Annotated in this window: 11 protein-coding genes; 5 read left to right on the forward strand and 6 right to left on the reverse strand. The window is 52.1% G+C overall.

Annotated elements, in window-relative coordinates:
• Positions 1–102: 102 nt before the first annotated feature.
• The 4 genes from J5A66_RS07065 to J5A66_RS07080 are packed head-to-tail and all read right to left on the reverse strand — an operon-like array spanning position 103 to position 3,835.
• On the reverse strand, positions 103–570 hold the full coding sequence (locus J5A66_RS07065) for a nucleoside deaminase (RefSeq protein ID WP_211789954.1): 468 nt from the start codon (positions 568–570) through the stop codon (positions 103–105).
• Positions 567–1,217, reverse strand: coding sequence for a leucyl/phenylalanyl-tRNA--protein transferase (gene aat, locus J5A66_RS07070; RefSeq protein WP_211789955.1), 651 nt, complete (start codon positions 1,215–1,217; stop codon positions 567–569). The genes J5A66_RS07065 and aat overlap by 4 nt, the downstream gene beginning before the upstream one ends.
• Before the next feature lie 9 nt (positions 1,218–1,226).
• A complete protein-coding gene (locus tag J5A66_RS07075; RefSeq protein WP_211789956.1) occupies positions 1,227–3,527 on the reverse strand; it encodes an AAA family ATPase in 2,301 nt (766 codons plus the stop codon).
• A gap of 5 nt (positions 3,528–3,532) precedes the next feature.
• Complete coding sequence (locus J5A66_RS07080) at positions 3,533–3,835, reverse strand: ATP-dependent Clp protease adaptor ClpS (protein ID WP_211789957.1); 303 nt, start codon at positions 3,833–3,835, stop codon at positions 3,533–3,535.
• A 408-nt stretch (positions 3,836–4,243) separates the two neighbouring features.
• Here J5A66_RS07080 and J5A66_RS07085 point away from each other — a divergent pair, with 408 nt between their 5' ends.
• Complete coding sequence (locus J5A66_RS07085; RefSeq protein WP_211789958.1) at positions 4,244–7,717, forward strand: DEAD/DEAH box helicase; 3,474 nt, start codon at positions 4,244–4,246, stop codon at positions 7,715–7,717.
• A 195-nt stretch (positions 7,718–7,912) separates the two neighbouring features.
• Complete coding sequence (gene pyk / locus J5A66_RS07090; RefSeq protein WP_211789959.1) at positions 7,913–9,370, forward strand: pyruvate kinase; 1,458 nt, start codon at positions 7,913–7,915, stop codon at positions 9,368–9,370.
• A 525-nt stretch (positions 9,371–9,895) separates the two neighbouring features.
• Here pyk and J5A66_RS07095 read toward each other — a convergent pair.
• A complete protein-coding gene (locus tag J5A66_RS07095; protein ID WP_211789960.1) occupies positions 9,896–10,075 on the reverse strand; it encodes a hypothetical protein in 180 nt (59 codons plus the stop codon).
• 77 nt (positions 10,076–10,152) lie between these two features.
• Here J5A66_RS07095 and J5A66_RS07100 point away from each other — a divergent pair, with 77 nt between their 5' ends.
• The gene (locus J5A66_RS07100) at positions 10,153–11,775 is read left to right on the forward strand and encodes a hypothetical protein (RefSeq protein ID WP_211789961.1); all 1,623 of its coding nucleotides are present in this window, start codon (positions 10,153–10,155) and stop codon (positions 11,773–11,775) included.
• Between the two features lie 200 nt (positions 11,776–11,975).
• On the opposite strand, the gene J5A66_RS07105 is transcribed toward J5A66_RS07100, so the two are convergent.
• Positions 11,976–12,887: a nucleotidyltransferase gene (locus J5A66_RS07105; RefSeq protein WP_211789962.1), complete on the reverse strand. Its 912-nt coding sequence runs from the start codon at positions 12,885–12,887 to the stop codon at positions 11,976–11,978.
• 553 nt (positions 12,888–13,440) lie between these two features.
• On the opposite strand from J5A66_RS07105, the gene J5A66_RS07110 reads away from it, so the two are divergent.
• Together J5A66_RS07110 and J5A66_RS07115 are read left to right on the forward strand one after the other, a co-directional pair.
• Complete coding sequence (locus J5A66_RS07110) at positions 13,441–13,644, forward strand: transposase (RefSeq protein ID WP_211789963.1); 204 nt, start codon at positions 13,441–13,443, stop codon at positions 13,642–13,644.
• An 18-nt stretch (positions 13,645–13,662) separates the two neighbouring features.
• Positions 13,663–15,204 (forward strand): hypothetical protein, encoded by a 1,542-nt coding sequence (locus tag J5A66_RS07115; RefSeq protein WP_211789964.1) that lies wholly within the window; start codon positions 13,663–13,665, stop codon positions 15,202–15,204.
• The last annotated feature ends 86 nt before the right edge of the window (positions 15,205–15,290 follow it).

The raw sequence follows: 15,290 nt of genomic DNA on the forward strand, positions 1-15,290 counted from the left end.
ATCCTGAATACAATCTTTTTGCCTTAAAAGAGCTAATACCTATTGAGATGAAATGCGCTACACTGTGAAGTGTGGCGCATTTACCATTTTATAGCTATCGTCTCAATAGGCTGTTTTCTCTTCGTTTTGCTCCCACATATCGAAAGCTTTGCGTGCCTCTTCAGGCAAAAGCTGCAACATCCGCCTTTGCCTTTGAGCAGGTTGGAGCGGCATTTCGCGATAGATCAAATCGTCGTCAAAACCTATTCTTGCTGCATCTTTGCGGTTATTAGCATAGTAGATGGTGTCGAGATGTGCCCAATAAATGGCCCCAAGACACATCGGACAGGGTTCGCACGAGGTGTAAATATCACAGCCCGAGAGATCGAACGTACCCAACTCTCGGGCTGCTTGCCGGATCGCATTCACCTCGGCATGTGCCGTTGGGTCGTGGTCAATGGTCACGCTATTGGATGCTTCGGCTATGATTTCTCCGTTTTTAGCAACCACAGCCCCAAAAGGACCGCCACCTTTCAGCACACTTGCCTCACTCAGGGCGATGGCTCTGCGCATCAGTTCTTCGTTGTTCATTCGTCTTTTTGTTGTATGATTTTCAGATAGTCGTCGTAAGCAATGTATCGCCCGCCCATGGTTCGCAGGTGTGGCGTTTCAAACTGGCAGTCGATAAGGGTACCTCCGTTGTCGCGAAAGAAGTGTGCCAGATGGATAAGAGCCAACTTACTGGCACTCGGCACGAGCGAAAACATGCTCTCGCCGAAAAAGCATCGTCCGATGGTCACCCCATAAAGGCCGCCTACGAGTCTATCTTCCCGCCACACTTCTACGCTGGCAGCAAAGCCCTGTTCATACATTTTGCAATAGGCTTTCACCATATCCACGCCCAGCCAAGCCCCTTCTTCTTTGATGCGCAGCCGACTACAGTGTTTAATGACCCCGTCGAAGTCTTCGTTAAAGCTGATGCGATAGGTGCCTTTGTTTATCAACGCGCGCATCGAATGCGACACATGAATCTCTTTCGGGAAAATAACAAATCGCTGCATGGGGCAATACCAATGTATTTCTCCGCTATAACGAAAAGAATACCACGGAAAGATGCCCCAGCTATAGCCCAACAACAATCGGTCGACAGAGAGATCTCCGCCAACGGCCAGCAGTCCGTCGGGTTCTCCTAAGTGAGGATCGGGGAATGCGAGATCGGAAGAAAGAGAGAAAACCATGAGGAACGATTAAAGCCTCTCTCTGCCATTCTGTGGAGAAACGTCTGTAGAAAGACGGGGAAGCACCTCCAACACCAACTCCGAAGAGTTGGCATCGCCCTCTTCATCAGGACTGTTCGGAGCCTTGCTCACCTCTGCCCGTCCGCCATTCTTAAGTTTCCCGAACAACATTTCGCGTGTAAGCAGAGGTTTGAGTTGAGAAGCGATGACGCGATCCATCTCTCGTGCGCCGCTCTGCGCCGTAAAACCAAGGGAGAGCAAATGCTTTTCTGCCTCTGCGGTAAGAGTGAGCTGCACCTGTCTTGCCGCCAATTGGGCATGCAGGGCAGCGAGTTTCTTCTGTAGGATGAGTTGTGCCATGGCCCTACTCATATCGTGGAACACCACCATGGCCGAAAGACGATTGATGAATTCGGGCTTGAATGTCTTCTTGACCTGTGCCAACATCGCCTCGCCGCGCGAGATATTGCCATTGAAACCCACGCTGGCCTGTGCGGCATATTGTGCCCCGGCATTGCTCGTGAGGATGAGAACCACATTGCGGAAGTCGGCTTTCCGTCCCTTATTATCGGTCAACCGAGCATAATCCATCACCTGAAGCAGAATGTTATAGATGTCGGTATGCGCCTTTTCGATCTCGTCTAAGAGCAGAATACAATTGGGACTCTTGCGTATGGCATCGGTCAACAACCCGCCATCTTCATATCCCACATAGCCCGCAGGTGCTCCGATGAGTTTTGCCACGGCATGTTTCTCGGTGTATTCGCTCATGTCGAAGCGCACCAATTCGATGCCCAGTTCTTGCGCCAGCACGCGTGCCACCTCAGTTTTGCCCACCCCTGTGGGTCCGACAAACAAGAGCGAGGCCAGCGGTTTGTTCTCTTCCGTGAGTCCCGCTTTTGCCATCTGCACAGCTCTCACCACCTGTTGCACCGCTTCGTCCTGTCCAAACACCTTTTCCTTGATACGACTTTGCAGTGTGGCCAAGGCCTCGTTGCCCTCTTCTTTCATGGCTGCGGCCTGCACTTTGCATACTTTGGCCAGCACGTCGGCCACGAGTTGTTTATCCACCTCCTGCTCATGACCTTCCAAGGGATGCAGTTCGCGGAAAGCACCAGCCTCATCTATCAGGTCGATAGCTTTGTCGGGCAGGAACCGATCATTGATAAACTTCGCACTGGCACGCACAGCATAGTCGATGGCCTCAGGCGTATAGCGCACATGGTGAAACGATTCATACTTCTTTTGCAACCCCTTTAAGATACCGATAGCCTCTTCCACGCTGGGTTCGCCGATGTCTATCTGTTGAAACCGCCTCACCACACCCGCGCTTTTGGCAAAATAGCGATTGTATTCGGCATAGGTAGTCGACCCGATGAAGCGCACATCGCCTCGTTCGAGATAGGGCTTGAGCATATTCGAGACGTCCATCGAGCTTTCGCCCGTTCGTCCTGCGCCCACCAAATTATGTATTTCGTCGATGTAGATAATTGCCTTTCCCTCTCCTTGCACGCCCTCCATCACCTGTTTGATGCGCCCTTCGAGTTCGCCTCGATATTGAGTTCCGGCTATCATCGCCCCCATATCCATCTCATAGATGCGGCATCCCACCAGGCGGACCGGCACCTCTCCGCAGGCAATACGTGCCGCTAAGCCATACACCAACGACGTTTTTCCAACGCCGGGTTCACCCACATGCAGCGGATTGTTTTTCTCCTTGCGGCACAACACCTGAATGGTGCGCTCCAGTTCGGTCTCCCTTCCGATCAGCGGATTGTGGTTTTTCCAGGTCTCGCTCACGCAGGTCACCAGGTCTCTCCAGTCTTCCTGCTGCTCGTCGTCGTCGAAAATGCTGGTGAGCGTACTCTTATATTTATAGACATCGGACAGTTTGACGAGAAAGTGCACCGTTTTTTCGCCCAACTGCCGCCTCAAAAAGTAAGCCGCATCCAATTTTTCTTGCTTAGCGAGAATGCCGGTGATGTGACCCACTTGCAAACGGTCTGAACCCAAATCTTTAGCGCATTTCTCCGCCTCGGTCACGATGTCGTGGAACATTTTCGAGGGTTGCGGATCGTAAGGCACATCGTCCGGCACCCGTTCCATGCTCTTTACAGCCCCGAAAACCTGTTGGCGCAACACGTCAGCATCACCGCCTAACTTGGCAAAAGTTTGGCAAAAGTTGTTCTGATCGGTCAACGCCAGCAACAGATGCTCGGGCGTAACGAACTCGTTTCGATAGTGCAGGCAATAGCCAAGTGCAGCATCAAAAGCCTTATTGGTTTCTGCCGAATTGTAATCTTGTGTCATTTTTGTTATCCCGGTTGGCAAGTCAGCCGTAGCGGAAAGCCCTCTTCTCTTGCCATGGCCGTGGCTTTTTCTACCTTAGACACAGCTATATCATAGCTATAGATGCCCACCACGGCTTTATTATGTTCGTGAACGGCGAGCATCAGTTCTTCTGCCTCGTCGGGCGATTTGAAGAAAACGTTTCTCAGCAACATCACAACGAAATCCATTGTGGTCACATCGTCGTTGTGTATCCATACTTTGTATCGCCGCGGCTCGCGCAGGTCGGTACGCTCTCTTTCTCTGATTGCAGACTGTTGCTTTGCCATATTGCTGCAAATATAAGGTAAATGCGAGAGATAACAAAAATAAAATGGGTAATTTTGCATAATATAAATAATCTCGATGGACGGACGGTCGGAAACTATTCTCTATGTCTGATAAACAAGTAGAATCAGGAAGTAGACGACGAAATTCGGTCTTCGATTTCCACCACCGAGGGGAGTAAGGAGTCGGCAGAAAAGAGTGTGGGTTGTAAAAGCTAAGAAAACGCCATGCGAAAGCTTAGCTTTTGCAAGCTGAAAGCTAAGAAAATAAAGAGTAAAAGCTAAGCTTTTGCAAGCCCCTCTCGAAATGTCCCTGTACAAAAGGCTTCCCGAAGAGACCATCAAACAGAGGAGAACTTTCTCCCAATAGGGTGCAAAGGCCGGCTCCCGACCATTCATATACAGAAAGAAATGAACTCTATAATCTCTTCTTACCTCACCCCCGACGAGCTGTTTCGCCGAGTGGAAGCGGTGATTGCGGCCCTGGACGAGGCTCCGCAAACAGTGAACCGACTACTGCACGACACATTGGTGCTGACCTGTGCGGGCGGTTTGCGCGAGAGTAGGCAGGCCTTTGGCAACTTGTTTTCACAGGTAGACTTTCTCTGTAAGCGACATCGTATGGCCGTGCGCGATGTGGTGGCCATCCAAAAGATGCGCCGCGACAGCAATCGAGCCGACCTTATCTCGGCCGAGGACGTGCTTTATCACTGCCGTGCGTTGTGTCTTTTCATCTCGGCCGTATTCTCTGTAGATGTGCCTTCGGTGTTGGTGGGGCGCATTCCGACACTGAACAAGCCCGCCGAGAAGCTCAGCCACATCGACTATCGTTACCTTCGCTGCATCGTCAGAGGCTGGGAGGACGACGTGTTGCTTGTGGAAAGAGAGGGCAACAACGACGGACGAGAAACGAGAGTAGACTGTTCGGCCCCCGAATGGGCCTATCTGCGCAGATTGACCGTGGAGGGAATGCAACTCAATCTGCTCGACTGCACCGAGAATCAAGGCCTCATCGTGCCGCAACTGGTGGTCGTGGAACCTGACTTCTTAGTGGACATCAGTGCCATTGCACGATGTTTCACCGACTACGGACACCATCCTTTGGCCTACACCGTGAACCGAATGGCTCCTCAAGTCAACTCGCAAGCGATTCTCATTGGTGGTTTTGCCGGGGCGGCTCTCGACGATGTGGTGAACAACAAGGGGGTGTATGACTGGCGAACCACCCTCGTCAACACCTTTAAAGAGCATGCTCTGGCTTTCTGCACCTGTCCCGACCTCAATGCCAAGGAGCCTTTCAAAGAGGTGGCCATTAAACAGGCGCGAAACATCGGACAGATTGTAGACGAGCTCTTCGGCGGCGATGAGGGCATTTACGCGCGAGAAAAGGCCATTCTCGAGCCGTCGTTCGTGTGCGAAGCATTGGGTTTGCAGGGCCGTGTCGACCTGATGACAACCGACTTCCGCCTCCTGATCGAACAGAAATCGGGAGCCAACTACAACATTCTGCGCAACCAGCCGAACGCTTATGGCAGTTTTCAAAAAGAGGATCACTATGTGCAATTGCTGCTCTACTACGGGGTGTTGCAACACAATTTTCACCTGTCTAATCGGCAGGTAGACATCCGTCTGCTTTACTCCAAATATCCTTTGCCCGGCGGACTGGTGGTGGTGAGCTATCTGCAACGGCTCTTTCACGAGGCACTGCACCTACGCAACCGCATCGTGGCGCAAGAGTTTGCCTTTGCCCGGCGAGGATTCAAACAGACTCTCCCTCTGCTTTCACCCGAGACTCTCAACGAGAAGGCTCTTGACACTCCTTTCTTTCACCGTTATCTTTACCCGCAAATCGATGTCGTGACACGCCCTCTCCATCGCCTTTCACCACTCGAGGAGGCGTATTTTTGCCGAATGATGACTTTCGTTTATCGCGAGCAGCTGCTATCAAAAGTGGGACATATAGAAGGGAAAGGGGGCTGCGGAGCCGACCTTTGGAACATGCCGCTGGCCGAAAAACGGGAAACGGGCAACATCTTTACAGGGCTTCGGCTCGAGAAAATGGCTTCCAGTAGGGCCTATAACGGATTCGACTTACTTACATTTTCTATCCCCGAACAGGGCGAAGACTTTCTGCCCAACTTCCGTCGCGGCGATATGGTGTATCTTTATGCCTGTCGAGAAGGGGCTGAACCGGATGTACGAGCCAGCATTCTCTTCAAAGGCGTACTGGCAGACTTGAGTACAGACCGGCTCACCGTGCATCTGAACGATGGTCTGCAAAACGCCGACATCCTGCCACAAGAGAGTCTTTTCGTCGTAGAACACAGCGCAAGCGACATCGGTCACACTGCTGCTATCAAGGCTTTGCACACCTTTGCCACGGCTCCACAAGGACGCAGAGCATTGCTTCTCTCACAGCGCGAACCGCGATGGGAGGCTTCAGCCCGGCTCACACGTAGCTATCACCCGCACTACGACGAGGTGTTGCTCAAAGTGAAGCAGGCAAAAGACTATTTTCTGCTTGTAGGTCCGCCCGGAACCGGCAAGACTTCAATGGCCCTGCGCTTCATCGTAGAAGAAGAACTGGCCTCTTCTGCCACGCCATCATCCTCCGTCTTGCTGCTCTCTTACACCCATCGGGCGGTGGATGAGATGTGCGAGATGCTCTCTTCGGCAGGTATTCCCTTCATCCGAATGGGTAGCGAGTATAGCTGCGACCCACGTTTTCGTTCTTATCTTTTGGAGAATGTGGTAGAGGAAACACCACGACTGGAACACATCCGGCAACGAATCGAGCAGACACAGGTATTTGTGGCCACGACATCGACTCTGCAATCGCGGCCACATATCTTCACCTTAAAACGGTTTTCACTGGCCGTGGTAGACGAGGCTTCGCAGATTCTTGAACCCAATATCATCGGGTTGCTCTGCGCATCGGCCCCTTTCCGCAATGCCAAGGAGGGCGAAATAGATGCCGACGGATGCGCTCGGCCTGCCATTGAGCGGTTTGTCTTGATTGGCGATTACAAACAATTGCCCGCCGTAGTGCAGCAGAACGGGGCACAGGCGGCCGTTCAGGATCCGCTGCTCGAGGCCATCGGACTGACCGACTGCCGCCTCTCGCTCTTCCAACGACTCATTCGCTGGGAGCAACAGCAGGGCCGAACCCGCTTCATAGGCACTCTTGCGCGCCAGGGCAGAATGCATCCCGAGGTGGCTGCCTTTGCTTGCGAGCGGTTTTATGCGGAAGAAGGACTGGACATTGTTCCTTGTCCGCACCAAAAAGTCACGTCGCTGGGCTATGACTTACAGGCCGAAGATGAGCTCGACCGTCTGTTGCAATCCCACCGATTGTTGTTCTTCGCTTCGCCAGACAGTAGAAAGCCTGGCCTTTCCGACAAGGCAAACCCTGCCGAAGCCTGTATCGTGGCCCATCTCCTGGCCCGCATCCGTCGCTTCTACGGAGACCGATTCGAGGCCCATCGCACCGTGGGCGTCATCGTGCCTTACCGTAATCAGATTGCAATGATTCGTCGCGAGGTGGAGCGATTGGGGCTTCCCGAACTGAATGAGGTGACCATCGACACGGTGGAACGCTACCAGGGTTCGCAGCGCGACGTGGTGATCTACTCCTTCACCGTGCAAAACGTTTATCAACTCGACTTCCTCACGGCTAATTGCTTTGAAGAAAACGATCGCACAATCGACCGTAAACTCAACGTCGCACTTACCCGTGCACGCACTCAAATGCTGCTCACGGGCCATGCTCCAACGCTGAGCCGCAACTCGCTTTTTGCCCAACTCATGGCTTTTGCTCGGAAAAAGGGCGGCTATGTGGCTCACTTTCCTCTCGCTGTCGAGGCAGAATGTTCTGCCCGAACGTAATGACGTTGTTTCGTTCCATCCGCCATGACAACCGAAAGAAATGTAGAAATCTTTTGAAAAGCCAGGTCGGGTTCTTCTTTTTTCACTACCTTTGCAAGGGCAGAAAGGACAAACGAGGATAACAAAAACAACGGTTCGATGCCTTTCGCACAGAGAAACAAAGAGTCATTCACCCAAAGAAACCCATCGCAGGATATGAAACAAACAAAAATTGTAGCTTCCATCAGCGACCGCAATTGCAGTCAGGAGTTTATCCGCAAACTCTTCTTCGCTGGCATGAACGTAGTGCGAATGAACACTGCACATGCCTCTGAAGAAGGCATCAAAGAAATTATCAGAAACGTGCGAGCCGTGTCGCCACACATTGCCATCATGATGGACACGAAAGGACCCGAAATAAGAACGACCAATGTGGCCGAACCCATCGAATATAAATCGGGCGACATCGTGAAGATCTTCGGTAGACCCGATGTCGACACCACCCACGACATGCTCAACGTATCGTATATCGACATCGCCAACGACGTAAAAGTGGGCGACGACATCCTCTTCGACGACGGAGAACTCGACATGAAGGTGCTCGAAGTAGACGGCCCCATGCTCGTGACACAAGTGCAGAACGACGGTCGGCTCGGTGCACACAAAAGCGTCAACGTGCCCGGAGAACACATCGATCTGCCCGCCATCACCGAGAAAGATCATCGCAACATCGTGCTGGCTATTGAGGAAGACATCGACTTTATCGCTCATTCTTTCGTTCGTTCGGCCGAAGACGTGAGAGCCGTACAAAAGATTCTCGACCAACATGGAAGCGACATCAAAATCATTTCCAAAATCGAAAACCAAGAGGGCGTTGACAATATCGATGAGATTATCGATGCTTCCTACGGTATTATGATTGCCCGCGGCGACTTAGGCATCGAAGTTCCCATCGAGCGCATCCCTGGTTTGCAGCGCGAGATGATTCACAAATGCATCCTCAAAAAGAAACCCGTCATCGTGGCTACGCAGATGCTTCACACCATGATCAACAATCCACGACCCACCCGAGCCGAAGTGACCGACATCGCCAATGCCATCTACTACCGCACCGACGCTCTCATGCTCAGCGGCGAAACGGCATCGGGCAAATATCCCGTTGAAGCCGTCAAGACGATGGCCGCTATCGCCGAACAGGCCGAAAAAGACCGACTGAGACTCAAAGGTCTGCAGATCTCGCTCGCAGACGAATGCAGCCAAAAGGAGTTTTTGGCCTACTCGGCCATCGAATCGACCCGCAAACTCGGTGTCGCCGGTATCATCACCGACAGCGAAACCGGCGAAACGGCTCGCATTCTGGCCTCCTTCCGCGGAGCAACGCCTGTGCTGGCGATCTGCTATAAAGAAAAAACGCAACGCTGGCTCAACCTCAGTTATGGCGTCATTCCTATCTATCAAAAAGAGCATGTCTCGCCACACTATCTCTTCACAGCCGCACTACGCATGTTGCGACAGAAGAACTACATCCACCTCGACGACAAAATCGCTTACCTCAGCGGTAGCTTCGGTGAAGGCGGCGGCACCACTTTCATCGAAATCAATAAGGTAGAGAAAGCTTTGGCCAGCGATAGCAACTACCAGTTCCACCTGCCCGATCACACGAAGATAAGCTAATGGAGTGGACGAGGTCTCATCTTCCTACGTGGAAAGGATGGGGTCCTGTTGACAGACAAGGCCTAAGTTCTTGATTTGGGGTGGAGACCTATTCATCAATGATTGATCGCAGCACAAAGGTGTATCAGAATTTCTGATACACCTTTTTTCTTTTATAGGATTGTTCGCTCCATCTTCATTCCTTCCTCAAACTGCGGCATTTTGTGTATAAAAATCTTTTTTGATACCGAAATGGCGGCCTTTTGTGGATGAAAAACTTTTTTGATGCCGAAATGGCGGCCTTTTGTGCATGAAAATCTTTTTTGATACCGAAATGGCGGCCTTTTGTGCACAAAAATCTTTTTTGGTACTGAAATGGCGGCCTTTTGTGCACAAAAATCTTTTTTGGTACTGAAATGGCGGCCTTTTGTGCACGAAAATCTTTTTGGGATCTCAAACTCTTAAGATTTGCCTATTCCATATCAATTGCATGAGGGAAAGGAAAGAAATGTAAAAAGAAAAAAGAAGATGCACCACAAAGAATGATCATACACCCCTGTGACGTTCATTCTCCAACAGAAAAACATTTGTCTTCACTCCTCCCACTCCTTTAACTCCTTTAACTCCTTCCCTTCTCTCCTTCCCTTCTCTCCTTCCCTTCTCTCCTTCCCTTCTCTCCTTCCCTTCTCTCCTTCCCTTCTCTCCTTCCCTCTTCCTTTTCCCCATACTTTCTAAGGGAAAAGGAGGAGGAAATCAAAGAAAAACGCTATTTTTGCGATTGTAAAACCAAAGAAAAAGAATCCATGAAACAGATTACCTATCTTCTGCTCCTGACTGTGAGTTTCGTTCACCTCTTCACAGCCAACGCCGAGACCCTCGACCTCAACGCACGTCTGAAAAAGAAAGGTTACCGCCGAGGAGCCAGCGTGACCATCCTCAATCAAAAAGGCTACAGTCTGAGATTCAGTTCCGGCGAAGGCAAACGGGTGCCTTCCTATTACAACGCCGTGCGCCTGTATTGGGGCAACACGCTCGAGGTGGAGGCCGAACGACCGATCAAAAGGCTCTCGTTCATCTTCCAAACAGGCGGAAAAGCTCTTGCCCCCACGGCCGAATTCTTTCAAGCCAAGCCAGGAACATTGGATGCGAACAAGGGTCTATGGACAGGACAGAGCAACCGTTTGCTGTTTTCCTTTCTGCCACCCACCGGTAGGTATTTCTCACTCGTAAGCCTTGACATCGAATATGCTGAACCCGGTAGCGGCGACGAACCTGGAAAACCCAACGAACGACAGACCGTGAACACCATCGCCCGCCTGCAAGCATTGCTCTCAGGCACGTCCGTCTGCCTGCAACTCTCCCGTGCCACTGTGCTTTTCCGGCACAACGACGAAACGTTCGTGCAAGACGACACCGGGGCCTTCTGTCTCCAACTCCCCACATCGGTTGATCTGACCCGCGAAGACCTCATCGCCGGAGACGTTTGCGGAACCATCGCCAATAGGCAAGGCATGCTCTGCCTGACCGAAGTGACCGATGCAACACTCCGTCGCATCGGTACGCAGACGCTGATTCCTCTACCTGTCCCGGCCACCGATCTGCAAGCGCATCCCTGCGAATGGGTAAGCACGACCTTCACCCAGGGCGACGGCTCTCTGCAGATGGTAGACCGCTTTGCCGTGGGCACATCGGTCTACGATGGAGCCCGACTCGAAGTCTGCGCACTCGTCATTCCTCACAACGCCCATCTCCAGCTCTGCCCCATTGCCAAGAGCGACGTCACCCTCTGCTTCTACGACGACCAGAAGAACATCTACGGTTCGGCCTCGCAGGTGAACGTCAACATCCATCGCACCCTGAAAGCCAACGCTCCCAACACACTCTGTCTGCCCGTGTCGCTTTCGGCCCAGGAGACGGAGCGCATCTTCGGTCTCGGAACGAAAGTGGCTACCTACGCCGGAGCCGACGAGACGGGCATTCGGTTCATCACCACGGCAAGCAGTACGATACAAGCCGGTCGGCCTTATCTGGTGATCCCCCACAACGACGTTCGTCTCATCAGCACCAACGCAACGAATCTTTCTCCCATCGACGGCTCCACAACCGAAACAACTTTCATCGGAGTGCTGCAACCCGTCACTCCATCCGCCAACAGTCTCTACCTGGGCTCCGATGGTCGACTGCGCCTCTTCCCCGGCAACAAGTCCATCCGAGCCTTCAGGGCCTACTTCACACTGCCCGCCCAATTCTCGGGTCGGCCTCTCCTCATCGACGGCATCCCCACCTCCGTCGCACCATCGCCTCTCCTCGACGGCAAAACGCAGGAAACGCCCATCTACGATCTCTCCGGCCACAAGCTGCCGCGGCATATGCCTCTACCCAAGGGTTATTACATTGTAGAGGGCAGAAAAGTTCTGATCCAATAAGTTTTTACCCCCGGTAGATGGTTAGAACCGGCAAAGGAATCAACTCCCCCGGTAGATTGTCTGAACGCGCACCCCATTGAACTTTCCCCCTGGGAGAAACGACAAGAGAAGAGCGCAGCCCCCAACAATGGAGTGCTGCGCTCTTCTCTTATCGTTGTTCGCCGGAAGAAAACCTTTAACAGGAATCCGGCACGCTGAACTTAAAACAGTTTTTCAGGATAAACGCCCTCTCGAATCAAGCTTTGTATCCTTGCCACGGTGCCCTCGCGGTCGGCCGAGTAGGTCACACCAAACCACTTACTCGTCGTGTCGAGTACCTGCACCGTTGCCGTTCCCTCGTTCACCAGATGGTTCACCATGAGCGGAATGAAGAACTCGGCCTTGGGATGAGCCAGGTTTTTCGGGTCGGAGAGGAACGTCCGAAAACCTTCTTCGCTATATTCGAAGTAGTCGGGTGTAAAACCCCACATATTCATCGACACCGGCGTATTGTCGTCGATAGCCACCCATGCTCCCTGCTCGTCTTTGTAGCTCACAGCCCCGTTCACCCGCATGATTTCGGTACGCTCGACAACGGTGGTGAGATGCCCATCGGCATCGGCCGAACAAACGCCACGTGCCACGGTGCCATTCTCGCTCAACGTGTTGCCCACGCGGAAGCCCACCATCGCATACCGATTCCGAGATCCCTCGGGAAGCTGAGCGAGAAATCTGCCCATCACCATAAACGAGTCGCGGTTGTAGAAGTCGTCGCAGTTGATCACGCAGAACGGTTCCTTCACCACGTCTTTGGCCATGAGCACGGCGTGGTTCGTACCCCAGGGCTTTTCTCTGCCTTCAGGCACCTCGAACCCGGCGGGCAGAGCGTCGATGCTTTGAAACACAAGTTCGGCGGGGATGTGCCCCTCATACTTCGAGAGAATTCTCTCGCGGAAGTCTTGCTCGAAATCTTTACGGATGACGAAAACGATTTTGCCGAATCCCGCCTTGATGGCATCGTAGATGGAATAGTCCATAATGGTTTCGCCGTTGGGACCGAGCCCGTCGAGCTGCTTCAATCCGCCGTAGCGACTTCCCATGCCGGCGGCGAGCAATAACAATGTTGGTTTCATTCTTTTCTTCTATTTAAGATTGTACTTGCAAATGTAATAAAAAAAAGTGAGAGGGGAAAAGGCAACCTCGAATTGCCCCCTCTTGCGCAGTCTCGCATCTACATTCTCCAACGCGATATTTGCCCATTTCGAAAGATTGTATTACCTTTGCCACCGCTTTCTTGATGGAAGCACAGATGCCTCCAAAGAAAGGATTGATCTTCAGAACAGAAGAAACAAAAGGAAACGATGTAGCGTATGTGTATATATAATAAAGGTGTAATGGCAGGGCAGAAAGGTACCAACTTTTCTGCATCTTTTAACGCCTTTCCTTTGGTAGTCTGCGAGAAAATGGCTATCTTACATACACAATATGCGCACCTATTGGTAGCGTAATACTTTTTCACTTTTTCCTACGCGCGCGAAACGCAGCGAAACTATTGCCTGCAAAGGGATTCTCAGCAAATCTCTTTGCAGGCTTTTTCGTGTGTTTTCCGGCGAGAGTGAAAAAGAGATCTCGGCAGAAAAGAAGAGAGAAAAAATAACCATTTATCACTTATAAAATTAACAGGATATGAAAAAGAATCAATTAGAGAGGCGGGCATACACTTGTCCCGCTATCAGCATCTACGGATTGCCTATGGAAGGCCTCTTGCAGTCGGCCACAGGGCAGCACAAGAATGCCGGTTCGGGCGGAAGCTCGGGCGACGCCAAGGAAGACTTCTTTTGGGATGAAGAAGAGGAAGGAGAAAAAGAAGAATTGGAATTCATGTATTAAAAAAGAAAGGAAAAAACAATGAAACGTATCTATAAAACTTTGCTTTCATCCCTTGCCATGACCACTCTCGTTGCCGCCTGCGCAAACGAAGACACGAATCAGACCGCCGGAAACGCTGTCGGAAACACCGCGCAAGAAGTCACCACCACTTTTACCAGCACCGCCGGCACGCGCACCACAATGGAACATGTGCAGAACGGACCGGGAAAATTCTTTTGGGAGGCGGGCGACCAAATTTGGGTCGACAACGGCACTACACGGGTAGCCAGTACCACGAGTAACATCACAGGCAAGACCAACCACGCCCGCTTCCAACTGTCGGGCTCTTACCTCAACTCTACCTATCCGGTTTATTACACCGGACAGGGTAGCACCTCCGGCGACGAGGTGGAAATCAAGGCCACCCAAGCGCAGACCGCTGCCAACAGCTCGGCTCACCTCGGGGCTTCGGGCGACTGTGGTTATGCTTTGGCACAGAAAAAGACCAACGGCTTTTATTTCGCACTCGAACATCAGGCCACCTATCTCTACCTGCTGCCCCGAAGCGAAAACGCCCTGATACGCCAGTTCGTCATCGAGAAAGTGACCGTCACGGCCGACAAAGACATTGCCGGCAAATTCCCCCTCACCGCCACCGGATTGGCTACGACTCCCAGCTCCAACGGTTCGAAAACCATTACTCTCACTGTACCCCAGCTGCCCCTGCGCGCCGTGGCCACCCCCGAGGACAACGCCCTCTACATCGTGATGGCCCCGCAGACCACGGCTCTCAACGTGGTGTATCATCTGCGCAACATCGGCACAGGGATGACCGGAACAGTAACCAAAAATTTCGCCTCGGCAACCTATCTGCCCAACACCGTCTACGACCTCACCTCCAATCTGGGGCGCGACTACAGTCGCGAGGTGACGCCCTACATGTGGGATGCCAAAAAGTGGTATTACGATGGGCAAACCCCACCCTACACCCCAGCGAAGGCTCCGCAGAACAAGACGACCGATCCGCTGCGATGGTTCAACGACGAGTTTACCGAAAACGGTCCCTGTGCTGTGGCCCAAAACTCCTGTCGCGACTGTCCCAATCAGTTTGAAATGGCTTGGTATCTCATCTTCGGTCCCTACTGGGATGCGGAAGAACTTTGGACAGCCAACAACAAAGTGTATAAAGGCGTGATACGCCTGAAGAAGTGGGCCCACTTAGTGGCCGATCACGGGGCCAGTTCCACAGCGATTCCCACCACCCTACCTCCAAGTTCTTCGTGCAAGGACCAGCAAGCATTTTTTAACCTAACCGACCATTGCGTCATGGCCAACAATTTCTCCGTATCCACCGGCATTCCCACCCCCACCGAGATGACGAAATATTTCGCTCTTCCTGCAGGTTCGGATGAAAGTCAAGCCACCTATTGGACAAGCACCGGAACGGGCGTTCTTAATGGTTATAAGCCTTACCCTCTGGCTCCTTATCTCGGAATTATGGGTTCCACCATGTTTATGGGTAATTACAACTATATCGGACGAGCGCGTACAGAACCTTATCGCGCAGTGAAGTTCGAATAAAGTGTGCTTCTAAGCAGTTGGAAGCATACTTGATTTCTCTGCCTTCCAACTCAGAGGATGTCCATCGACCTTTCGGCCACGACCGA

Source organism: Prevotella sp. oral taxon 475, assembly GCF_018127805.1.
GTDB lineage: Bacteria > Bacteroidota > Bacteroidia > Bacteroidales > Bacteroidaceae > Prevotella.

Excerpts from the sequence above, each read along its gene's own strand:
- J5A66_RS07095 (WP_211789960.1), bottom strand. The coding sequence starts at position 10,075 with ATGGGGAAAAGGAAGAGGGAAGGAGAGAAGGGAAGGAGAGAAGGGAAG.
- J5A66_RS07110 (WP_211789963.1), top strand. The coding sequence starts at position 13,441 with ATGAAAAAGAATCAATTAGAGAGGCGGGCATACACTTGTCCCGCTATC.
- J5A66_RS07100 (WP_211789961.1), top strand. The coding sequence starts at position 10,153 with ATGAAACAGATTACCTATCTTCTGCTCCTGACTGTGAGTTTCGTTCAC.
- J5A66_RS07080 (WP_211789957.1), bottom strand. The coding sequence starts at position 3,835 with ATGGCAAAGCAACAGTCTGCAATCAGAGAAAGAGAGCGTACCGACCTG.
- J5A66_RS07105 (WP_211789962.1), bottom strand. The coding sequence starts at position 12,887 with ATGAAACCAACATTGTTATTGCTCGCCGCCGGCATGGGAAGTCGCTAC.
- J5A66_RS07075 (WP_211789956.1), bottom strand. The coding sequence starts at position 3,527 with ATGACACAAGATTACAATTCGGCAGAAACCAATAAGGCTTTTGATGCT.
- J5A66_RS07065 (WP_211789954.1), bottom strand. The coding sequence starts at position 570 with ATGAACAACGAAGAACTGATGCGCAGAGCCATCGCCCTGAGTGAGGCA.
- aat (WP_211789955.1), bottom strand. The coding sequence starts at position 1,217 with ATGGTTTTCTCTCTTTCTTCCGATCTCGCATTCCCCGATCCTCACTTA.
- J5A66_RS07115 (WP_211789964.1), top strand. The coding sequence starts at position 13,663 with ATGAAACGTATCTATAAAACTTTGCTTTCATCCCTTGCCATGACCACT.
- J5A66_RS07085 (WP_211789958.1), top strand. The coding sequence starts at position 4,244 with ATGAACTCTATAATCTCTTCTTACCTCACCCCCGACGAGCTGTTTCGC.
- pyk (WP_211789959.1), top strand. The coding sequence starts at position 7,913 with ATGAAACAAACAAAAATTGTAGCTTCCATCAGCGACCGCAATTGCAGT.